The organism is Verrucomicrobiia bacterium (genome assembly GCA_019694135.1).
Lineage (GTDB): Bacteria > Verrucomicrobiota > Verrucomicrobiia > JADLBR01 > JAIBCM01 > JAIBCM01.
In genome coordinates, this window is sequence record JAIBCM010000004.1 from 150,982 (window position 1) to 173,086 (window position 22,105).

The following is a 22,105-nucleotide window of genomic DNA, read 5'->3' on the forward strand; positions in this document are numbered from 1 at the left end:
AAGTAAGCCTATGGATCGAGGGTTTTAATCTTCTGTGATATAAATATTTTTTAGTTCGGTATAACCTTCCATTGCAGTCATGCCCAGATCACGTCCGATTCCGCTGCGTTTGAAGCCGCCAAAGGGTGCAGCAACATGCACGCTATTAATGGAGTTGATGCTCAGAACTCCGCTTTCAACACGTTTTGCAACGCGCAAGGCACGTTTTAAATCGTTTGTCCAAATTGAACCACTTAACCCGTAGTGCGATTCATTGACTTCGCGCAACATGCTATTTTCATCACGAAAAGGTCGAATGCAAACAACCGGTCCAAAAATTTCTTCTCGCCATACTTTTTCACGTGTGTTGCAACCCAATATGACGACGGGTCGCATATAGAAACCTTTTTTAGGAAGAGGCGTTTTGCCGCAAACAATTTTTTGGCAGTGATCTGGAACAGAATCCAAGTAAGTTTGAACATGATCGCGATGTTGTTTGGAAATGAGAGGGCCGATTTGAGTTTTAGGGTGGCTAGGGTCGCCGATTATTAAGCGATTGCTAGCTTGGATAAATTTTTTAACAAATTCGTCAAAGATATTTTGTTCAACAAAAACTCGACTTCGCGCACAACAATCCTGGCCAGTGTTGTCAAAGACGCTAATAGAACAAAGGGCTGCTACTTTTTCTAAGTCGGCATCATTAAAAACGATGTTAGGAGATTTGCCGCCGAGCTCTAAAGAAACGCGTTTCATATCATCAGCTGCCATTTTCATAATATGAGTGCCAATTTCTGTAGAACCAGTAAAAGAAATTTTGCGAATGAGAGGATGTTGAACTAAAGCATCGCCTAGTCGCTGACCGCTCCCTGGCAAAACTTGTAAAACCCCATCTGGCAAGCCGGCTTCCAATGCTAAAATTCCGAGTTTGATAGCGGTGAGTGGAGAGAGGCTAGCAGGTTTGAGCACAACACAGTTGCCTGCAGCAAGTGCGGGAAAAATTTTCCAGGCAGCAATTGATAAGGGAAAATTCCACGGCACAATGGCAGCGACAACACCTAGAGGGGAACGAAGCGTGTAATCGAATCCGCCACGAGCTACGGGGATGGTTTGACCGCAAAATTTTGAAATGGCATCGGTGTAATAGGCAGCGATACGAAAGGTTAATTGAAGCTCGCCTCTGGCATTGGAAATAGGCATTCCGATGTTAAGCATTTCTAATTGAGCTAACTCCTCTTGATGTTGAACAATGAGCTGAGTAAATCGAAAAAGAATTTCAGTTCTTTTACCGGGTGTCATGTCGCGCCAGCTTTTTTCAAAGGCTTTTTGAGCGCCTGTAACGCTCGTTTCCAAATCTTTAAGAGAGGCAGAGGCTACTTCACAAAGTTTTTTTTCGGTTGCGGGATTAATCAGGGTAAGTGTGTTCCGATCTGACGCATGGCATAGTTTTCCATTGATGACAAGTTGGGTGGTAAACTTTTTCATTTTTTATCAAAATGCTTGGAGATAAAGTTCTTTAAGATCGGTTTGGGTGACAGGGACGGGATTAGTTTGGTGACAACTGTCATCATAAGCATGTTGAGCGAGCGTGTCGATATCAGATTTTTTGACTTGGTAATCGCGAAGTTTTCCTGAAAGGTTGAGTTGTTCGAGCAATAGGCGAATGGCGATAATGGTTTCAGCATCGTTGGGTTCAATAAGGCCCATAGCGATGCCCACGCGATGGTAGAGATTAGGTTTACGTTGAGCATTCCATTCCATGACCCAGGGTAAGCAAAGAGCGTTAGCAGTTCCGTGATGTAAACCGCAGAGCGAGGAAAGAGGATGAGCAAGTGAGTGCGTTGCGCCGAGATCCTTTTGAAAAGCGATAGCACCCATCGTGGCAGCGAGTTGCATGAGACCGCGCGCTTCCAAATCGTTTCCATTTTGGTAGGCTCGTAAAAGTGCTTTTTGAGCACAGATGAGATGGATGCCTTCCAAAGCAAGGGCGTCGCAGAGAGGATGAAAAACAGGTGAGGTGAAAGATTCGATACAATGGGTGAGCGCATCGGCGCCCGTGGCAGCTGTAAGTTGCGGAGGAAGTTCCAAAGTGAATTCAGGGTCGAGAATGACAAGGCTGGCTAGAAGTGAGGGATGAAAAAAGACACGTTTATGTTGATCGAGAATAATGACGGAGCTGCGCCCCACTTCGCTTCCTGTGCCGGCTGTTGTAGGAATTGCGATGAAGGGTGCGAGTGAGGAGTAGTCGGTTTCGTAGGAAAATTGTGATAGTTTTTGTTGAGGTTGTTTAATACGAAGTCGAATGACTTTTCCAACATCGAGTGCGCTGCCTCCACCAAAAGCGATGACTGAATCGCATTGATTATTTTGATAAGCTTGAAAGGCTTGTTCCACGTCATTTTCCATGGGATTAGGATGCACTTCGGAAAAGATGGGAAAATTAGCGGATAGTGCATCGCGTAAACGTTGAAATGCGGGCGTTTTTAAGAGGCCAGGATCGGTTACAATGAGAGGGCGTTTTAATTGAAGAGCTTGCAATTTTTTCGATAATTCATGGCGAGCCCCGGGTCCGTAAAGAATGGAAGTGGGAAAGGAAAAAGTAGAGATCATAAAGAATTAATTGTTTTAAGTGAAATAATGGATGAAATTAGAAATCATTTCAGGATGAGGTAAAGTTTTTGGTGTTTTTTGGATGCGATCGCGAATGTTGAATGGAATTTTGGCTTGCCAGTGGTCGAAGCGTGCTTTCCAAATAAAATTGAGAATCGTGCGATTCATTTCAGGATGAAATTGAACGCCAAAAGCGGCTTTGCCAATTTGAAAAGCTTGGTGCCGCGTTTGTTCACTTTTTGCTAGCCAGATAGCTTCAGGAGGAAGATCGGCAACAATGTCGTGATGACTTTCTATTGCCAGAAAAGTTTCGGGCATAGATTGAAATAAGGGAGAGGCTTTGCCCTGTGGAGTCAGAGTAACGGGAAGAAATCCGATTTCCCAACCTTGTGGATTGTAGTGAACGAGACCACCACAAGCGCGGGCTAGGAGTTGGTGCCCGTAGCAAATTCCGAGGATGGCTTTTTCTTTTTGGGTATAGCGTTCGAGTAATTGCAAGAGGCGAAGCGTGGGATAATCATTATTCCAAGCGTTGCGCGGTGATCCGGTAAGAATAATGGCATCAGCGCATTCGAAATGACGTGCAATTTCTTGATCTTCTGGTGAAAGGGTCTGAAGATGAAATTTTTTTAAGGGGCTTAACATTTTTTTATACCAAGCTGTTACATTTTTGAGTGGGTGTTGAGCAGGATAAGTCTCATTCCATATCACGTTGTTAACGAGAAGAATTTTTTTGAGGCGACTCATGTCTTATTTTTACTATACGGCTTAAAATTAAAATAGCCATACCGCTTGCTAAATAGGTGTAAGCAAATTCGGGCGCTGCGCCGAGGGTGAGCGAGTTTTGAATGCCGTTGGCAGTGAGTTGGTAAGCGTGGATCAAGCCGAGCCAAGCAAGTAATGAAGCGATGAAAAGGGTGAACGCTGCTTTTTGCCATTGTTTTTCAATAATGAAAACGAGAAAAGCAGCTAACAAAGTGCTGGTGAGAAGGAAACCTTGATTGAGTGCGATTACGCCATGAATAGCTAGTGCCGAACCAAATTGAGCAATGGTTTCATAAAGTGTAGTTCCCGCTGCCTGCAAAGTTGTTTCAATGAGTTGTAGCGCCCAGGCGGCAAAGGTTGGAATGAGTCCTAATGCCACAGCTAAAGCGTGTGATTTGGGGACAGCTTGAAATGCTTGTGCGGTGATGATGATGCCAATCCAGAGTAAAATCCCCAATGTCGCTTCGAGAGGAATCCAGTTGAGTAAAAGCGTAATCATGCCAAGTGAGCAGAAAAGCGTAATGACAACGCCATTTAAAATCGAGTAAGAGCTGCGAGCCCCCATTGCTTTCCAACCGGGATGACCAATATAAATAGTGGTGGGGAAAGGGCTTCCTAAACAAGCTGCCACGCAGGAACCAAAGCCGTTTATAAACATTGAAGAGCGGGTGGGATAAGAGTCCCCAGCGGCTTCAGCACTTTCCAAATTTTGCAAAGAGCCAATGATATTAAAAAGTCCCATGGGTAAAATAATCGAGAAATATTGCCAAGCCATGGGACTTTTTATTAAAGAAAAAGTATCGTTAAGCGTAATGTGCGGAAAATAAAAATTGAACACATAACTTTGAGTAGTGGGAGTGAAATAAGGCAAATGAAAAGCTCGCAATAACCATGCGATAATCGTGCCAATGAGTACAGCGGTTAAACCTGCGGGAAGTGGTAGGTTCAATTTTGAAGTGTAACTGACTAAAATAAACAGCATCGGTAAAATGGCGAGAGCGGGTGAGGCAAAAATTTGAAAGATAAAGCCCATTGCGATGAAAGTGATAGCAACGCCTGCTAGCGCGGAGAGCAACGCAGCGCGTGGTGTGTGACGTCGCAACCAATCGGCACAAAACGCGCCAAGAATTTCCATGATGCCGCTCAGTAAGCAGGCAAAGAGACCCGCGCGCCAAGCTAAGTCGGCATTGTTGGTGGCTCGATAAATCGGCGCCATGATTAAAAAAATGTAAGCGAAAACAGTGGGAGTGTTAATACCATACGGAAGGGCGGTAATATCGTTACGATTAGTTTTCCTAGCTAAACGTCGTGCTTGCCAACCATAAAAAAGATTGCCCGCCAGAATTGAGAGAGCTGCTCCAGGTAAAATATGTGTGGTAACAAAGTCGATGGGTAATCCGCAGAGCACCGGACAAAGTGTTGCGATCACCATCAATTGAACCAGATTATCGATGAAGAGGCCAAAAAATCCGTCAATGTCGCCACGGACGAAGTTTTTCATGTTAGGCTGATGATTTTAGTCAATAGCTTTAGTTTAATTTTAAGGTTTAACGGCAGTTATTGGAGAAAATGTTTGAGGTGGAGGATTTTGAAGAATGGTAGATTGGCTCATGATTTCAAGTTGAGCTTCAGTATAGGCTGTTGCATAAATGTCGTCCGAGTTAGGATCATTTTTTGATGACAAAATGTTGTTTCTTAAGCGATTTTCGGTAATGAAGTTGTCGTTTCTTTCATTGGCACGACGCAAGTTTTGCTCTGGATTTCCTGGTGCAGAAGCGATAAGAATTTTTGTCACTTTTTGCGCATTGCTGTAGAGGATTGCCTGATCGGGTGCCGGATTTTTACTATCGATCAAAATTGATTTACCCATTTCTTTAAACCAGGGGGCGTCTTGAACGCCTTCCAAGGCTCCCGTAAAGGATTGTTTTTCAGGTGATGTCGCTACGAATCTAATGCCCTGATTGGAAGGGTAATCGCTTGCAGCTTGGAGCATAGCGGCGGGAAGATTTGCGGGTTCTTCCTCATGAAGAATAGGGGGATTTATTTTGATTTGGATGCCAGCGGGGGCTAAAACATCTTGTAAGGCCGCGATCTGTCGTTCGTAATTGTCGATGGCAGTTTGAAAATTTTCTTTTCCAAAAACGACAAGTTGGGTTTCCAACACTTGCTTTATAGGAACACTACCCAAGGAGACTTCAACTTTTTCGCCTCGAATATTATCATAAGAAACTGAGATTTCGCTGCCAAGTTTGGCATAAAAAGTTTGATCTTGCGCGCTGTTATTTTTCCAGGGCAATGGTTTTTTGTCTATGGTTTCTGAGGGAACCAGTATTAAAGCGGCTGAACGGAAGACACCGGGATTGCTAGGATTTTTTTCTTCTTTTAAAAGGATTTCCACTGATTTAATTGGGTGTTGAGGGTCATCGGGGTCGCTGATATTGAGAGTAACTCGGATTTCGTCCTGACCTTTTAAAGCAGGATCGGAAATTCGCACATAAAAAGCGCGATTGGATTTTTCAGGCTTAATAGAGGAATGGACTGTTACGTTATGGTTACTTTGATCGGGGGAGCGCCAATAATTCACAACTTCGACGGCATATTCATTGATCAAGGGAATAACAGGTTGCCCTGATTTTGTGTAGGCAATGTTCTTATCGTTGGCTGGATGGTATAGATCGCCATTTTTTTTATAGATTAAAAAATCGTTGGTAATGATATCGCCTTTATCATCGATGGATGCATTTTTTTGGGAAAAATCCTCTGATTTTTTAGTTGGGTCAGGGATATAGTATTGATCATTTTGTAAGGTGATGGTTCTTACGTCAACTAAAGGATACCCTTGTGAGGTATAATAATTATTATTGTTATCTTGATAGACGACAGTGTCTCCAAGAGTTAGTTTTTTCAGAGATCCAACGATTTTTAATTTGTCTTGAATCTCGTTTGGAGAAAGTTTTTTTTGCTGGTTATAATCTGCAACATATCGGTTATTGTTAATGATAAAACCTTCTTGATGTTCGGGAACTAAATCCTCGCCATGGCTTAAACGCGTGATATTGATGGAGTCGACAGGAGTTAAGACATGATTGATAAGCTGAATTCTTGGAGGTTGGATTCTAGAATGTTCATACTTAGTAAAAGCTTGATCTAAACGTGAGGGCGTAGCTTGAGCCATAAGATTAAATGCTTAAGATTAAGTGAAGCTAAAAGTCATGAAGAATCAATTTTTTTCTTAAACTAAAAGGAGTGTTGCGATTTTCACAGGTATTTGCTAGGAGGATGGCATGATTGCTTTAGTCACAGGTATGATCGGCGGGATGGAAGAGTGGCCGCTTCTTGAAAAAGTTGTAGAATTAGGAAAATTAAATGGGAAAAATATTCGCATTTTTGATGCGGTAAAAGATTTTACCAAAGAGGGGAAAAAACCTTTGGAACTTTTATTGCAAACAACCGATTACGTTTTTGAACTCACTCGCGAGCGTGAATACAGTAAGATTGGTTACGAGATTCAGAAGAATAATTTAAAGGATGTGATCGTTCGATTACCAGCGACGGTGGAATGGAATCGTATCAATCGCAAGTTTAAGGATCAACGCATTATTCGCGATTTTATTAAACCGGATCTTATTGTGACCTTGATTGATGCAGAGTGGATGATTCAAAAGCGATTGCAGAATCCGCCTGTTCAAGACACTTTCTTTCGCGCTTTGAAAGAAAGAAATCATACGATTTACGAAATTTTATCTTGGATGCACGAAGAAGTCAGTCTTTCGGAAGACTGGGCCAAGGCGATGAATATTCCGCATTACGTGATTGCAGTGGGTGAACCGCCAGATTGTTTGTATAAGTTGGTCACGAATCCAAATCCCTGGGTAATTTACGCCAGTTATTCCATGACCTATGCTACGGCTGACATGCGATTGGAAGTCAATAAAGTCATTGAACGTTTAAGAAAATATGCGGCGGTGGTAGATCCACAAACCGTCGAAATTCCAGTAGAGGGATTTGATTCTGAAGTGGATAAGGCTGCGATTTATGCTTATACCGTACATCGTGATTTGCATTGGTATGTGGGTAAAGTGCATTCTGTAGTGGCGATTCATCCTTATCCGGAGCGCCCACCACTTTCTGCGGGAATGATGGATGAGTTGGGCCATGCGCGCGATTATATGAAGCGGCGTTATATGATTTTCCCGAAAGGATTTAGTCCTTTTACAGCGGATAGTTATATCGAAAAAGGTCATCTCTTTGAAACGGCTGATGAATTTTTCCGTTATATTGAAAAAGTGGAGGGTCGAAAGCCGATGACGGATATTCTGGCTCTTCCAACAGCTAAAGATAAAACTAAAAAATCAGGCAAAAAAATTGCGGCTTAAATTTAAGCTAATTTCGGGCGAAATCCGCTGATGTGATCCAAACATTCTGCGATAGCTGGTCCTAAAATTTCGAGGCATTCTTGAATGGCTTTGGGGTTGCCGGGTAGGTTGATTATTAAGCTTGGGCCACGAACTCCAGCGATTGCTCGTGATAAGATAGCGGTTTTGACTTTGCTAAAAGAATAAGCGCGCATCGCCTCTCCAAAACCGGGCAATTCTTTTTCTAAAACTTGTCGCGTTGCCTCGGGAGTGACATCCCGGGCAGAAGGACCTGTGCCGCCCGTGGTAAGGATGAGATGACATTTTTCTTTATCAGCAAAGTGGAAAAGTTTTTTAGCAATGAGTGATAAGTCATCTGGTAAAAGACAGCGTTGCCATTCGATGGATTCTTGAAAAATTGAGCTTATGACACGTTCTATTTCTGGGCCGCTTTCATCTTGATAAATGCCTTGGGTGGCTCGGTCGCTAAGGGTAAGGCGGGCTATTTTCATTTTTACTTTTTATACTGGCTATTGGAAATTTGACAAATTGCTTTTATGGCATTTTATTGTTTGGATTGGAGTTTAAAAATAATAGTAATAAATTTTATTATGGCAAAAGGTCGACTAACACAAATTTTAGCTCGTATTAGGGGAAGAAGTAGTAAAGGTTCAGTCGTGCTAACTCAAGCAGAAGTGGTAGCATTGAGAGAAGCAGGGAAAAAACAAATTGGCGAAGCTATTCGACTTCGTCAAATGGCTGAAGACGCATGGACGCGAGCTAGTTTAGTTTCTGAGCCTCAAGTTACAGAAGTGGCCTCTGAAGTTGGTAATCTAGAAAGATTAGCCGTAGCTGCAGAAAAGGCTGTTCCAGACGCCTTGTGGTTTGCGCATCATGCAGAGAGAGGTGTAATTTGTATAATTGATACTACCACAGCTATTAGACAGGCAAACGAGTTTCTTTTAGTTGATTTTGCTCGTTTATTGAGTGAAGTTCAAAAAGGTGCTAATAAAATAGAAGCCTTAAAATGTTTGGAACAAGCTTATCACCAATTGGGCGAATTGACATCAAAAGCTTATAATCAAAGTAAAATTGTTTTGGATACGGCTAAAAAAGCTGCGGAAAAAGCGGCGAAAATTGCCGCTCAATCTGGGGCTTCAAAGGCAGCAAAAGATGCAAATACTATGGCTCAAGCAGCACTTCGAGAAGCGCAAAAATATGTGATAGCATTGTATGAAGTAGAAAGAGCTGTTGCAAAGTTAGGAACAAGTATCACTGATCTCACGAAATTGCATGAGCTTCCTGAAAATTATAAATATTTGTTTGAGACTGTAATGAATGCTCGTGAAACGGGCACTAGTATGAAAGCTGCTTGGGAAAAAGTAAGTATTGCTGCGGAAGGTCAAGCAAATCTAGCGGTTCAATCGACTGGAGCTTTAGTGGCGTTAGGACAGCTTATGAATACAGGGCCTGGCGATTTTATGGAAAAACTTCAACAAGGAGAGTTGCCCACTCCAGCTGAGTTTGGTGGTGCGATGAATCAAGCATTCGGAGATCCATCGACATTGCTTGAAGTGCCTTGTGCTACCATGCCGGGATGCATGGATATGAAACGTGAAGCGGATACTAAGGTGGGAGAGGCTATTGTTGGCGCTTACGATTATACAGTGGAGGCTTATAATACGATTGTGGGTGCTGGCGATCAATCGGTAGAGGTAGTAAGAGCTGCCACTGAGCGAGCTCGGGCTGTTACAGCATGGGAATTGGTTGCAAAAACAGGTCAACCTACTCCTCCGACCCAGTCACTATCTAATATTTCGCCGGGTCTTTAATTAGAATTTTTCTTTTGCTAGCAAACGAAGATTTGTGACTTTCATGGTTTTATCAACTGCTTTGGTCATGTCGTAAAGGGTTAAAGCAGTTATCGCGACGGCGGTTAAAGCCTCCATTTCTGCACCGGTTTTTTCTTGGCAGGAAACGATAGCAAAAATTTTGAGCCGATCTTTTTGTAATTTAAATTCGATTTGAATTGAGTTGAGTGCAAGTAAATGACAAAGGGGGATGAGTTCGCTGGTTTTTTTTGCGGCTTGAATGCCGGCCACCTGCGCGCAGGTTAAAGCATCGCCTTTGGGTAATGCTTTTTTCTTGAGCAAACGAACGGTGGCAGGTTGAAGATGAAGTTCGGCAGTGGCAGTGGCGATACGTTTTTGTATGGGTTTGGACCCCACATCAACCATTTTTATTTTTCCTTGGGGCGTGAGATGGGACAATTTTTTCATGATTCGTTAATCATTATGTTAGAAAAAACATAATGGAACGAAATTTTTTAAGATGTTTTGAGTAGTGCGCGAACTTCTTCATCGGTGGTTTGACTGAAATCTTCATACCAGCTTCCGACACTTTCAAAATGCAATGGGGTCAAAGCGCAAATCACTTCATCGGCTTCTTGTTGAAGTTCGTTGCAAGTAGAAAGCGCGCCTACGGGAACGGCAACGATAATGGTTGAGGGCTTTTTTTGGCGCACGGCACGGATCGCGGCGCGCATGCTAGCGCCTGTGGCAAGACCATCGTCGACAAGGATAATGGTTTGGTCGGTTAATGAGGGAAAAGGTTTATCGCCGCGATAAAGAGTTTCGCGGCGTTCCAGTTCCTGACGTTCTTTTGCGACAATGTGTTGAATGGTCATTTCAGAAATGTTCAAGCTTTGCACGATTTCCTGGTTGAGCATGAGAACATCACCCGAAGCAATTGCGCCAAAGGCTAATTCTTCAAATCCAGGCACGCCCAATTTTCGAACAATCAGGATATCTAAAGGAAGGTGCAAAAGGTTAGCCATTTGAAAGCCCACGGGCACTCCTCCGCGTGGAAGCCCTAAAATCAGGGTGTTAGTTTTGTCTTGATATTTCAACAGGCGCAAGGCGAGCGCTTGACCGGCTTGGCTGCGATTCACAAAACGAATTTTAGTATGAATCATAACTTTTTTTCTGCTCTCTCTTATATTATAAACCTTGAGAGGGAGAGCAGCAAATGATTGATATTATAAGGGCAACCAGAAAAGAGGTTTGCCTTTTGTAAATGGCCCGCTGCCGGAGGGAATTTGTATAAGAGCGTCGGCATAGGCGAAGCTGGCGATATGACCGGAGCCTTTCCAAGCAAGAGGGAAGAGTTCGGTTTCCTGTTTTTTCGTTTCGCATCGCGCTGGCCAATACGTTTCGCGCAGATTGGGCGAATAATCAAAATCTTTTCCCAAAGGCGAGTGTAAAAAGTGGATTTTGGCTTCAACGCCTTGCATTTTTTGAATGGCGATTTGAATGAACAAATAAAAGCAGACCAAAAGCGAAACAGGATTTCCAGGGATGCCAAAAGCCGCGATGTTGTTGCGCGTGGCAAAGATAAGAGGTTTACCTGGGCGAATATTAATTTGATCAAAGTGCACTTGGAAACCGTTTTCTTGCAGTAATTTTTTTGTAAAATCTTTTTCGCCGACGGAAGCGCCCCCGGAAAAAAGGATAAGATCGACTTTTTCGGTTAAAGCTTTTTGCAAGTGAGTTTGAAGTTGAGAGTAATCATCGGGCAAAAGATGGGACGATAATAATTTGCCACCGCTTTTGGGGATTAAATTTTTTAATAAAAGTGTGTTGGTATCGCGAATTTGGTAAGGAGCAGGGGTGGCATCAGGCGAAACCAATTCGTCACCCGTGCTTAAGATGGCAATACGAGGTTGACGAAAAACGGATAGGTGAGTTTGGCCTATGGAAGCCGCAATGGCAAGTTGAGCGGCGTGCAGAGGAGTTCCCTTTTTTAGTAAGCAATCTCCTTTTTTATAATCTTCACCTTTTTGGCGAATATTCATTTTGGGGTAAGCTTGGGAGATTTTGACGCGATCGGCTTCTGTTTGCACTTCTTCTTGCATCACTACGCCATTGGCGCCTTGGGGAAGTGGCGCACCGGTAAAAATTCTAGCGCAATTGCCTGAAATGAGCGGATGTTTGGGAGATTGACCGGCATGAATGATTTCTGAAATAGTAAAGGCGCCCGGTACTTCTTCTGCGATGACAGCGTAACCGTCGACGGCAGAACGCGCAAAAGGTGGGAAATCTTCGTCAGCAGAAATGGACATCGCTAACACACGATTTTCGGCTTCGGTTAGAGCGATAGTTTCGTTAGCTAATGGAACAAGGGATTGTAGAATATGAGATTGAGCTTCTTGGACGGTTAGCATGGAAAAATAGTGCTCGTGTTTTGGCGTGGGTGCAATCAGGATTATTAATTATGAGACGGGTTAGTATCATTTTATTTTTTGCAAGTTATTTGTCGGCGTTTGCTGCAGAACCCTCTTTTTTAGAGGTGGGAGCGGATGTGAGTTTGAGAGGGGTTTTAAGTGATTTATCGGAAATTTTCGCGGGTAGCGCTTCTAATATTCAAGTGCGCCTTAATTTGGCTCCAAGCGGTGTTTTGCGAGAAAAAATTGCAGAAGGGAAAGAGGTTCTCGATATTTTTATTGCAACTTCTCAAGGCGAGATTGCTGCGCTTGCTAAGTTGGGCAAGATTCGTGACGCTTCCCAAACGCGCTTAGCCGAAACGCGAGTGGTTTTGGTTTCCGCTTGGCCGGTGAAAGGGAATCAAGATTGGATGGAGTTAGCGGAAACGCAGTGGAAACGGATGGTGATTGCAAATCCCGAGACGACGATGTCAGGGGTAGTGGCTCAAAATTTGTTGGGTGCGGAAGGGTTTTTGGAGAATTGGTCAGGACAAATTATTTATGAAAATTCTTCGGAAAAAGTTTTGGATTGGATTAAGCGAGCGAAAGCGGATGCTGGAGTTTTGTATAGCAGTGACACGTTTCACCTGCGACCTAGCGAAACCTTTCATATGTTTGAGTTGGATCCGATGCGCAGTTTTCCTGTTATTTATTATGGTGCGACGTTAAGCGCTTCTTCTCATATTGAGGAAAGTGGAAAATTTTTAAATTTTATTTCGTCGGAAGCACAACGAAAAATTTGGCAGAAATGGGGATTTCAATTTTGAAATGCAATATTTGTGTTGCTGCGAAGGATTTTTCTTCAAGTTAAAGCATGGAGCCATGGGGATTCGAACCCCAGACCTTCTCAATGCCATTGAGACGCTCTACCAACTGAGCTATGACCCCTTGTTTGAGAGAAGTATATTTTTATCTAACCGCTTGCTTCCTTCCGAGTCAACGCTTAATAATAGGCTTCATGCGTAGGTTGTTAATTTTCATTTCACTGGGGCTGCTGCTAGTTGGCTGTTCTCCTGAGGCGAGAAAGGAATCGCAAAATAATGACTACGAATCGAGCACGTTTAAGCGGGCTAAAGAAAAGTATGAGCTTCGCGATTATCGAGGGGCGATTTCGTTATATGAAGAGGTGTTGCGTGATAATCCGTTGATGGCTAAAGCGCATTTGGAGCTAGGTTTAATTTATAATGATAAAATAGGAGATCCGGTTTCTGCGATTTATCATTTTCGACGATATCTCAAGCTGAAGCCCAATGCGGAACGCGCTAAAATAATCGAGGAATGGATTGCGCGTGCCGAGTTGGCCATTGCTTCTTCGCAACCTAATTCGCCCATGGAAAGCACCGAACAATTTGTTCAACTACAAAAAGAAAACCTGCTTTTGAAACAATCTACGGAAAAATTGCAACAAGAGTTGAATGCGTTGAGATATCAAGTGGTAGAAACTAAAAAATTGCCGATTTCATCAGTCGATGCTTCGGTTGCTACAGAAAAAACTGCTGTCTCAATGCCTGTGCCAACAACTCCAGCAACCAACACGGTGGTATTGCGATTAGTGACAAATTCGGCAACGGCATCCCCCACGATAGCAAAAACTGAAAAATCCGAAGTTTCTATCGCTGTTCCGATTGCTTCAAAGAAACATACCGTTTTAGCTGGTGAAACGTTGTGGCGAATTGCCGTGCGTTATTATCCTGAACAGGTAAAAGAGGGGACTCAGAAAATTATGGAGGCGAACGGATTAAGCGATGCAGCAAAAATTAAAAGTGGGCAAGTATTGATTATTCCTCAATAGCGCGTAAGAGAAAAATAGAAAATTTTATGAAAAAAGATCAAGATGATTTGTTGCCCCCAATGGGGCGTCATTCGACTCAGGAAGAGTTAACCGAACAGGTTCAGCGAGCTCAGCAGCAATTAATGGATTTGCAGCGGCAGCAGGAACTCATTGAAGCTCAAAAACGAGAACTCGAAGAGTTAGCTGAACGACAACAGGAAGTGCGTTCCGGTAGAAAGGAAATGGTGGAAAAATTGCGCCGTGCATTAGTAGTTTTGGAACGTGAAGAAGAGGCCGTGAAACGTGAAGTAGAGCAAATCAGTCAAACTAAACTTTCTTTTTTGGATACTTTGGCTTCCGTGGATCAGATTACACCTGAAGAATGGGACACGAATCATTTAGCTGATGAATTAATGAATGCGTTGAGTCGTATCGACCATGCGCGCGCTGTTTATAATCAGCATAAAGTGAAGTTGAAGGTCTTGCGAGGCGAAGAGTTAGAATCGATTTCTTCGGAAAATGAAGCAGCGGGAGAAGCCGGAGGCAGCGCAGAATGGGCGGAGACTCCGAACGATTTTGGATTATGGTTTCGTCGCGGGTTTGCCTTGTCCTTGCCTTTGTTGCTTTTAGGAATTGTTTGGTTGATCTTTTTTTTAATTAAAAAATAATTTAAGCAATGTTTGTTCGCGATCCCGTTCGTAAAAAACAAAAGGAATTGAAAAAAGTTGCTGCTGACAATGCTTCTTTAAAAAAATCTCTTGAGAAATTAATTGAAGAGGCCAAGCAACCGCAACCTGTTAAAATAGTGCCTACGGGACCTAAGACTTTGAGAGTTGAAAATAAAAGGGCAAAAATAAAATTTTTACGCTATTTTCTTATTTTATTGGCTTTGGCACTTTATATTTTGTATCTCCGATCGCGTTAGAAAGAAAAAGTTATGCCTACTTACCAATATTTTTGTGAAAAATGCAAAAAAAATTTTGATTATTTTCAATCAATGAAAGATAAACCTTTGACGCATTGTCCTCAAACCGAATGTCGTCAAAAAAAATGGGGAAAAGGAAAGGTAAAGCGTCTTTTGTCTGGAGGAGCCGGATTCATTTTTAAGGGGAGCGGTTTTTATATTACCGATTATCGCAGTGAAAATTATAAATCAGCAGCGAAAAAGGAAAGTGAAGCAGCTAAGCCAAACTCTGAAAAAAAGAGCTCGGAAACTAAGAAAAAAGACAGTGCGAAAAAAGATTGATTTTCTGCTTTGGGAGAGATCGTTAAAAATAATTATTTTATTTTTAGGGTTAGCAATGGTTGTTCATGCTCAAACGGAGAAAAAATATACCCTTACCACTTTTGACCAGCGTTTTGAAATCACGACAACTAATCTCAGTTTAACTCATCAACTTTTGTTAACGGTAGAGCAGGCAGGTAAAGATTTTGAGATGTTAGTGGGAGATAAGCAGGATTGGAAATATCCGATTCACATATCTGTTTTTGCAGGAGTTAAGGGGTTTGAACGTCAGATTAAAATTTCTCATCAAGGGTTGATTTTTAATCTTTTGGCTTCGCCTGAAGCTCTAAGTGGAGGAGAATTTTTTAGCGCTTTGAGTGAGTTGCTCTGTTACGAATTAAGTGTGCGCGATTTGAAAGGGATTCAGAATTATGAAACCTTACCGGTTTTAGATTTTTGGTTGGTTGACGGAATTGGGCAGAACCTAAATCGAGTTTATCATGAAGACTATTTACGTGTGGTGAAAGGTGTGACCGATCACCAAGCGGCGCCTACTTTGTTGACTGTGCAGTCTTGGACCCAACCGAGTGAAGATCGTTTGGAGCGGTGGTATCAGAAGGCATTTGATTTTTGGCTGGTTCGTCAATTAACGTTTCATAGGGTGGATCGCAACACTTTGGGACAATGGTTGCGTCAAGCGAGTCGCACGGAGGCAGAAAGAACAACGTATTGGACTAATCTGGTGGTGGGTGGAAAATGGTGGTCAACAGCTTTACGTCGTAGCGTAAGACAGCCACATGAAGTTTTTTTGAATCTTGAAACAACGCAGCAACAGCTCGAAACCATTTTGCAGATCGAATTTGAAAAAGATAAAAAAAGTTATTCCTTAGCGCATTGGCATGAGACCCCAAGGAATGCTGATTTTTTTCTTTTTTTAAGAAAAGAGCAACAGGCCTTGTGGCGATTGATGGAAAGAGGCGATGCTTTTTATCAACCTGTAATTATGGCTTATTACGAAGCGCTTTCTATTTTGTTGGGTGATATCAAATCACAGAAAACTTTTTTGGATCAAATTCAGTTTGCAGAAAATTTGGCGCAGCATTTGCAGGTGCAGCATCAAAAGGTAAATGATTATTTAAATTGGTTCGAAGTCACTCAATATCCCTTGGCACCGGAAATTGAATTTGACGATTATTTTGATTGGATGGCGAGTTTGGAGACGCAGGAGGCGATGGCAAATTTAAGGCAACGTGCTAATCCTTTTTCAATTTTGAATTGGCAGCGTTGAAATTTTTGCACAAGATATAGTTAGTTCAATCACGAATGGCGGCCGTAGTTCAATGGTAGAACTCCAGGTTGTGGTCCTGGCTGTTGCGGGTTCGAATCCCGTCGGTCGCCCTTCTTTCGTTTCCAATCTTAAATTAAATTTGAAATTTCCAATTTATGAACATCAATTCTTATTTTCATAAAAAAAGGCTTATGGAATCTCCATAAGCCTTTAACTTAAAAAATTAACTTAAACTTATCTTGGCGCAATCAATTTTACCCCTTTAACCGCATTAGTTACAAAGGGAGCTACGATTCCTGGAGCAAATGGAGATTGGAGGAAAAGAGTTTTCTTTTCACCAATCAAGATGGTGGCTCCGCTTCCATCAAAGACAAATTGGCCAACTGCACCGGCTTTTGCTTTTTTGCTGTTTAAGGTAATAATCTTGTTGAGCGTATTAAAATCAGGTCCAGAAAGACTGACAATTTCAGTGCCTTTTTGGGCCAAAACGGTGGGTTGTAAGCGTCCGCTTAGAGCGCCAAAGATTTTGAATTTTTTTGGCAATTTTTTATCAGCCACCACTTTGGGCGCTTCAAAACCGGAGCCGGTGTTAATGGCCACAAAGAGTGAAGTTTTCTTTTGGAAATAAAGATCGGGGACGAGATCGCCATTAAAATCACCGCTAGCCACAGGTTTCAAGCCTTTGACTTGGAGATTATGAATGGGTGTGGTAAAACCAGGACCTTTTAAGCCCTGCACGGTTTTGCCTTTTTTAGTGATGAGATCACTGATGTGATCACCATCTAGATCGGCTCCAGCCACAATTTTGGATTTGATTGTTGCATTTGGAGTGGTTGACTTACTAATGGAAACGATGTTGGTTTCATTAACTACGTAAATATTTTTCTTTTTCTTTAACACATAGTCGGAAAAACTATCACCATTATAGTCATTTTCGGGATAGATCGAAAGGTTTAAAGTCCATTGAGAGATTAAGCCACTATCTACGCCTTGATCATCTTTCACAAAAAGCTTCCAATCTCCATTGGGATTAGTGTTTGTAAAGACTGCTAAGTTTGTGCCATAAGGAGCTGTAGGAGCAGGTGAAGGCCAAACGTCATTAGTGCCATCGTTGCCTGGGAAGTTTGTGGGCTTAAATCTTCCTCCCAAAGCAATACTAGTACTATCGGGTATAGAGTTAGTTGTAAAATCAGTGATAATAAAAGGGGCATTAGTTATGTTGCCTGATCCTCCACAATCGGACATAAGAATGGTTGATTGTCCCTCAGGTCCAACTAAGAGTATATCGACATCATCGGGAAAGGTGTGAGTTAGAGTAAAAGAAACTTCTATTTGTATCAATTTTGTTGGTAAGTTAGAAACGGTAATGACTGAAGGATAGGGTACAGCATTAGTGTTATCTGGGATGGCAATGTCCTGTTGTTGTGTGATGAAGATTTGAGCTTGGGTTGATTTAACAAATAAAACGCTTACGACAATTAGTAGTAGTATTTTTTTCATAGAATAGAATTTAAATTTATTAATTAACAAAAAAGCCAAGCTACAGCTTGGCTTTTTTTAGTATTTTAACAAGCAAGTTTATTTTGGAACCACCAATTTAACTCCCTTAACCGTATTGGTGACAAAAGGGAATAAAGTGCCTGGAACAAAAGGTGAATGGAAGGAAAGCACTTTCTTTTGTTGTAAGATGATGGTGGAACCGGTGTAATCACCAACATATTGACCCACAGCTCCAGCTTTAATTTTTTTGCTAGTGAGTTGAACAATTTGATTTGCTGTAGCAAAGGTTGGACCATCGAGTTGTGCAATGGTTGTCTTATTTTGAGCTAACACTGCAGGTTGGGAACGAGCTGTTAAAGCGCCAAAGATTTTAAACTTCTTAGGTAAAGTTTTATCGGCGATTAACTTAGGGGGCTCAAAACCAGTTCCATTGTTAATGGCAACATAGAGTGAAGTTTTCTTTTGTAAATAAAGATCAGGAATCAAATCACCATCGAAATCACCACTTGCTACCGGCTTCATGCCTTTGACTATTAAGGAGTGGGTCGGACTAGTGAAGGTAGGACCTTTTAAGCCTTGGACGGTTTTACCTTTTTTCACAATGAGATCGCTAATATGGTCACCATCTAGGTCAGCTCCTGCTACGATCTTTGCTTTTATCGTAGCCGTAGGAGGCGTGGATTTGGCAATGGGAACGACATTAGTCTGATTGACGACGTAAACTTTTTTACCTTTTTTTGCTACATAATGAAAGCCGTTATCACCTACGTAATCATTTTGGGAGTAGGGTGCGATAATGAGTTCCCAGCGTAAGATATTGAGGACGGCTGGTGGCATAAATCCAAAGGGGCTTGTGGCGTAAAGCTTCCAAACGCCATTGGGATTGGTGTCTTTAAACACAGCTAAACTGGCAGAATAAGGTCCTTGTGGCGCTGGTGGAGCAAAGGTGTCTGGTGCCATAGCAAGATCAAAAAAATTGCCGTCTGTAGGTCTGTAAATGCCTGAGACAAGTTGAAAAGCGGGATCAAAAGCTTGTATAAGGTTAGTAGGCGTTGGCATAGGAGGTGCTCCATCAACAATAAAAAGCACTTGATTGGTTACTCCTTGTGCATTGCCCACATCAGAAAAGAGAATGGTTGATTGACCATTGGGACCTTCTAAAAGGACATCCCAGAATAAGGGTGAGCCGGGGCCCGTAAAGAGATCAACTCTGACGGCCATGGCGGCAATTTTTGTAGAAATATTGGAGATGGTTACAGTTGAGGGATAGACTCCAGCATTGGTTCCACCGCCTGCAATAATAACGTCTTGTTCCTGAGCAACGAATAATTGGCTGTTAGCGTTAAAAGCTGACAACCCTAATATCAAACATAATATAAATATATACTTTTTCATAATCCTTACCTGTTAATTGTTTTTCCTTGGTTTTGCTAAATATTAAAGCTTATAACCACTTATTAATTAATAAAGCATAAGCCTAAGACCTTTGTCAAATGGAATTGGTCAATAATGATAAGCCGGCAGAGAATAAGACCCTTAATAAAATTAGGAAATTTTTTATCTTGGTGCAGCCAATTTTATCCCCTTAACACTATTAGTTACTAAGGGAGTGATAATTTCAGGAGCGAAAGGAGAATGGAACGAAATCGTTTTCTTTTGTTGTAAGATGATGGTGGAACCGGTGTAATCACCAACATATTGACCCACAGCTCCAGCTTTAATTTTTTTGCTAGTGAGTTGAACAATTTGATTTGCTGTAGCAAAGGTTGGGCCATCGAGTTGTGCGATGGTTGTCTTATCTTGGGCTAACACAGTGGGCTGTGATCGACCACTTAATGCGCCAAAGACTTTAAATTTTTTAGGTAAGGTTTTGTCAGCAATCAATTTTGGTGCTTCAAAATTGTTACTGGTATTAATGGCTACGTACAAGGATGTTTTCTTTTGCAAATAAAGATCAGGAATGAAATCGCCGTTAAAATCGCCGCTGGCTACGGGTTTCATGCCTTTCACCTGAAGGGTATGAGTTGGTGTAGTAAAGGTAGGACCTTTTAACCCTTGAATAGTTTTACCTTTTTTGATTATGAGATCGCTAATATGGTCGCCATCGAGATCGGCGCCCCCAACGATTTTTGCTTTGACTATAGCAGAAGGAGGCGTGGCTTTGCTTATGGGAAAGACATTGGTTTGATTGACGACATAAACTTTTTTACCTTTTTTTGCTACATAATGAAAACCGCCATCACCCAGGTAATCATTTTGCGAATAAGGAAAAATAATTAATGACCATTGTTTAACCGTCAAAGAAGAAGGAGGAGGGACAGGTATAGGACTCGTGACATAAAGTTTCCAATCGCCATTAGGATTGGTATCGCCAAAGATAGCTAAATTAGTGGCATAGGGACCCACGGGCGCTGGCGCTGGAAAAGTGTCCACGGCAAAACTGCCATCAGTAGGACGGAAAAAACCGGATTTTAATGCGAAAACGGGATTTAAAAAATCACCCAAATTAGCCGGAGTAGGTAAGGGAGGTGCTATATCAACCAAGATTAAAGTTACGTTAGTAATGGATTGGGCGTTTCCTACGTCAGAAAAAAGATAAGTCACTTGACCTTCGGGCCCTTCCAAGATGACGTCCCAAGCTACGGGAGTTGCGGATACTGTAGATAAGTTGACAGCGACTAAGAAGCCGGAAATTTTAGTTGAAATATTCGAAACTGTTATGACCGACGGATAATGATCGCCGATGGCTTGATTATTGGCCAGGATAATAGGCTCATTTTTTGTAATAATGAGTTGTGCCCTGGCTTCAAAGAAAATAACGCATGCCACCAGCTGCATGCTAAGTAGAAGTTTGATTATACCCTTTTTCATAATTTACCCCTTAATTAAAGAAAACACAGAACCGTGGCTTGTCAAATTTTAGATTACTCTGTAAGGGGTTGTTTCGTATGTCATTAGCTTCTAGTCGAATTGAAACCGATAGCATGGGTAGCATTCCTGTGCCACAAGATCGTTATTATGGTGCGCAGACCGCGCGTTCCCTTCATCATTTTGATATTGGCAAAGATCAAATGCCGCAAGAAGTGATCTGGGCCATGGCTATTTTGAAAAAAGCGGCTGCTTTGACTAATCATGAACTAAACAAACTCACTAAAGATAAAATGGAGCTCATTGTTCAGGCGGCAGATGAAGTCATTGCAAGTAAATTGCAAGATCATTTCCCTTTAAAAGTTTGGCAAACTGGTAGTGGCACTCAAACCAACATGAATGTCAATGAAGTCATTTCCAATCGCGCGATTGAAATCGCGGGTGGAGTTTTAGGAAGTAAAAAACCGATTCATCCCAATGATGATGTGAACATGTCGCAATCTTCCAACGACACTTTTCCCACAGCGATGTCGATTGCCGCAGCGAAGGGTTTGGAGCATAATTTGTTGCCACGAGTTATGGAGCTGCGTGACGCGTTAGATGCGAAGTCTCAACAATTTTCAACCTTGATCAAAAGTGGTCGCACTCATTTGATGGATGCCACTCCGATTACTTTAGGCCAGGAATTCAGTGGTTATGTAGCACAACTGGATGCCGATATTACTCGTATTCAAAGCGTGTTGCCGGATCTTTATCAACTCGCTATTGGCGGCACGGCTGTTGGAACGGGACTCAATACTCACCCTCGCTTTGCTGAAAAAGTCAGTGCAAAAATTGCTGAGTTGACCAAACTTCCTTTTCAATCGGCTCCCAACAAATTTGCGGAGCTCGCAGCACATGATGCTTTGGTAATGGCTAGTGGCGCACTAAAAACTTTGGCGGTTTCTTTGATGAAAATTGCTAACGACGTTCGTTGGATGGGTTCGGGGCCACGTTGTGGGTTGGGTGAATTGAGTTTGCCCGAAAATGAGCCAGGCTCCTCCATTATGCCTGGTAAAGTGAATCCCACGCAATGCGAAGCGATGACGATGGTTTGTGTGCAAGTGATGGGAAATGATGCTGCGATTGGTTTTGCCGGTTCCCAAGGAAATTTTGAGTTAAACGTTTTTAAACCAGTGATTATTTATAATTTTTTACATTCCACGCGACTTTTGACGGATGCTTGTCGAAGTTTTCGCGAGCATTGTGTGCAGGAAATGCAAGCAAATCAAGAGCGACTCGATTATTACATGAAAAATTCGCTCATGCTCGTAACGGCATTAAGCCCTGAGATTGGTTACGATAAATCGGCCAAAGTAGCTCATACGGCCCATGTGGAAAATTTAACTTTGCGCGAGGCGTGTTTGAAATTGGGTTATTTAAGTGGAGAGGAATTTGATAAACTTGTGCAACCTAAAAAAATGTTGGGTCCACAAGAAGCCTGATA

The 22,105-nt window shown here is 42.2% G+C and carries 21 protein-coding genes and 2 tRNA genes; 10 read left to right on the forward strand and 13 right to left on the reverse strand.

Annotated features, from left to right (window positions below; all coding sequences use genetic code 11):
* Window positions 1-24: 24 nt before the first annotated feature.
* From K1X66_07320 to K1X66_07340, 5 genes are read right to left on the reverse strand one after another with little or no spacing between them, the layout of a single operon-like run.
* Complete coding sequence (locus K1X66_07320) at window positions 25-1,461, reverse strand: aldehyde dehydrogenase family protein (GenBank protein ID MBX7158179.1); 1,437 nt, start codon at window positions 1,459-1,461, stop codon at window positions 25-27.
* Between the two features lie 6 nt (window positions 1,462-1,467).
* Complete coding sequence (locus K1X66_07325) at window positions 1,468-2,586, reverse strand: iron-containing alcohol dehydrogenase (protein ID MBX7158180.1); 1,119 nt, start codon at window positions 2,584-2,586, stop codon at window positions 1,468-1,470.
* A gap of 15 nt (window positions 2,587-2,601) precedes the next feature.
* Window positions 2,602-3,333 carry a type 1 glutamine amidotransferase gene (locus K1X66_07330; protein MBX7158181.1) on the reverse strand — a complete coding sequence of 244 codons (732 nt, stop codon included), beginning with the start codon at window positions 3,331-3,333 and terminating at the stop codon, window positions 2,602-2,604.
* The gene (locus K1X66_07335; protein MBX7158182.1) at window positions 3,302-4,852 is read right to left on the reverse strand and encodes an NCS2 family permease; all 1,551 of its coding nucleotides are present in this window, start codon (window positions 4,850-4,852) and stop codon (window positions 3,302-3,304) included. The genes K1X66_07330 and K1X66_07335 overlap by 32 nt, the downstream gene beginning before the upstream one ends.
* A 39-nt stretch (window positions 4,853-4,891) precedes the next feature.
* On the reverse strand, window positions 4,892-6,526 hold the full coding sequence (locus K1X66_07340) for a hypothetical protein (protein ID MBX7158183.1): 1,635 nt from the start codon (window positions 6,524-6,526) through the stop codon (window positions 4,892-4,894).
* A 109-nt stretch (window positions 6,527-6,635) separates the two neighbouring features.
* On the opposite strand from K1X66_07340, the gene K1X66_07345 reads away from it, so the two are divergent.
* On the forward strand, window positions 6,636-7,727 hold the full coding sequence (locus K1X66_07345; GenBank protein ID MBX7158184.1) for a hypothetical protein: 1,092 nt from the start codon (window positions 6,636-6,638) through the stop codon (window positions 7,725-7,727).
* A gap of 2 nt (window positions 7,728-7,729) precedes the next feature.
* On the opposite strand, the gene mog is transcribed toward K1X66_07345, so the two are convergent.
* Window positions 7,730-8,218: a molybdopterin adenylyltransferase gene (mog, locus tag K1X66_07350; protein MBX7158185.1), complete on the reverse strand. Its 489-nt coding sequence runs from the start codon at window positions 8,216-8,218 to the stop codon at window positions 7,730-7,732.
* A 99-nt stretch (window positions 8,219-8,317) separates the two neighbouring features.
* Here mog and K1X66_07355 point away from each other — a divergent pair, with 99 nt between their 5' ends.
* Window positions 8,318-9,538 carry a hypothetical protein gene (locus K1X66_07355; protein MBX7158186.1) on the forward strand — a complete coding sequence of 407 codons (1,221 nt, stop codon included), beginning with the start codon at window positions 8,318-8,320 and terminating at the stop codon, window positions 9,536-9,538.
* Here the strand turns inward: K1X66_07355 and moaC are convergent, their stop codons facing one another.
* The 3 genes from moaC to K1X66_07370 all read right to left on the reverse strand — a co-directional run bounded on the left by moaC (window position 9,539) and on the right by K1X66_07370 (window position 11,928).
* Complete coding sequence (gene moaC, locus K1X66_07360) at window positions 9,539-9,985, reverse strand: cyclic pyranopterin monophosphate synthase MoaC (protein MBX7158187.1); 447 nt, start codon at window positions 9,983-9,985, stop codon at window positions 9,539-9,541. It abuts the gene before it with no gap.
* Between the two features lie 47 nt (window positions 9,986-10,032).
* A complete protein-coding gene (locus K1X66_07365; GenBank protein MBX7158188.1) occupies window positions 10,033-10,665 on the reverse strand; it encodes a phosphoribosyltransferase in 633 nt (210 codons plus the stop codon).
* Window positions 10,666-10,743: 78 nt separating this feature from the next.
* A complete protein-coding gene (locus K1X66_07370) occupies window positions 10,744-11,928 on the reverse strand; it encodes a molybdopterin molybdotransferase MoeA (GenBank protein MBX7158189.1) in 1,185 nt (394 codons plus the stop codon).
* A 50-nt stretch (window positions 11,929-11,978) separates the two neighbouring features.
* Here K1X66_07370 and modA point away from each other — a divergent pair, with 50 nt between their 5' ends.
* Window positions 11,979-12,734 carry a molybdate ABC transporter substrate-binding protein gene (modA, locus tag K1X66_07375; protein ID MBX7158190.1) on the forward strand — a complete coding sequence of 252 codons (756 nt, stop codon included), beginning with the start codon at window positions 11,979-11,981 and terminating at the stop codon, window positions 12,732-12,734.
* A 48-nt stretch (window positions 12,735-12,782) separates the two neighbouring features.
* Here modA and K1X66_07380 read toward each other — a convergent pair.
* Window positions 12,783-12,855 (reverse strand) — tRNA-Ala (locus tag K1X66_07380).
* A 70-nt stretch (window positions 12,856-12,925) separates the two neighbouring features.
* Here K1X66_07380 and K1X66_07385 point away from each other — a divergent pair.
* The 6 genes from K1X66_07385 to K1X66_07410 all read left to right on the forward strand — a co-directional run bounded on the left by K1X66_07385 (window position 12,926) and on the right by K1X66_07410 (window position 16,361).
* Window positions 12,926-13,759 carry a LysM peptidoglycan-binding domain-containing protein gene (locus tag K1X66_07385; GenBank protein ID MBX7158191.1) on the forward strand — a complete coding sequence of 278 codons (834 nt, stop codon included), beginning with the start codon at window positions 12,926-12,928 and terminating at the stop codon, window positions 13,757-13,759.
* A gap of 26 nt (window positions 13,760-13,785) precedes the next feature.
* A complete protein-coding gene (locus tag K1X66_07390) occupies window positions 13,786-14,406 on the forward strand; it encodes a hypothetical protein (GenBank protein MBX7158192.1) in 621 nt (206 codons plus the stop codon).
* An 8-nt stretch (window positions 14,407-14,414) separates the two neighbouring features.
* Window positions 14,415-14,663 carry a hypothetical protein gene (locus K1X66_07395; protein ID MBX7158193.1) on the forward strand — a complete coding sequence of 83 codons (249 nt, stop codon included), beginning with the start codon at window positions 14,415-14,417 and terminating at the stop codon, window positions 14,661-14,663.
* Between the two features lie 12 nt (window positions 14,664-14,675).
* Window positions 14,676-14,984 carry a zinc ribbon domain-containing protein gene (locus tag K1X66_07400; protein ID MBX7158194.1) on the forward strand — a complete coding sequence of 103 codons (309 nt, stop codon included), beginning with the start codon at window positions 14,676-14,678 and terminating at the stop codon, window positions 14,982-14,984.
* Window positions 14,968-16,251, forward strand: coding sequence for a hypothetical protein (locus K1X66_07405; GenBank protein ID MBX7158195.1), 1,284 nt, complete (start codon window positions 14,968-14,970; stop codon window positions 16,249-16,251). Before K1X66_07400 ends, K1X66_07405 begins: the two co-directional genes overlap by 17 nt.
* 38 nt (window positions 16,252-16,289) lie before the next feature.
* Window positions 16,290-16,361, forward strand: a tRNA-His gene (locus tag K1X66_07410).
* Between the two features lie 124 nt (window positions 16,362-16,485).
* Here the strand turns inward: K1X66_07410 and K1X66_07415 are convergent.
* The 3 genes from K1X66_07415 to K1X66_07425 form a co-directional block, all read right to left on the reverse strand.
* The gene (locus K1X66_07415; protein ID MBX7158196.1) at window positions 16,486-17,751 is read right to left on the reverse strand and encodes a hypothetical protein; all 1,266 of its coding nucleotides are present in this window, start codon (window positions 17,749-17,751) and stop codon (window positions 16,486-16,488) included.
* A 78-nt stretch (window positions 17,752-17,829) separates the two neighbouring features.
* The gene (locus K1X66_07420) at window positions 17,830-19,146 is read right to left on the reverse strand and encodes a VCBS repeat-containing protein (GenBank protein ID MBX7158197.1); all 1,317 of its coding nucleotides are present in this window, start codon (window positions 19,144-19,146) and stop codon (window positions 17,830-17,832) included.
* 162 nt (window positions 19,147-19,308) lie between these two features.
* Entirely contained in the window at window positions 19,309-20,622 is a 1,314-nt protein-coding gene (locus K1X66_07425; protein ID MBX7158198.1) for a hypothetical protein, read from the reverse strand.
* A 77-nt stretch (window positions 20,623-20,699) separates the two neighbouring features.
* On the opposite strand from K1X66_07425, the gene fumC reads away from it, so the two are divergent.
* Window positions 20,700-22,103: a class II fumarate hydratase gene (fumC, locus tag K1X66_07430; GenBank protein MBX7158199.1), complete on the forward strand. Its 1,404-nt coding sequence runs from the start codon at window positions 20,700-20,702 to the stop codon at window positions 22,101-22,103.
* The last annotated feature ends 2 nt before the right edge of the window (window positions 22,104-22,105 follow it).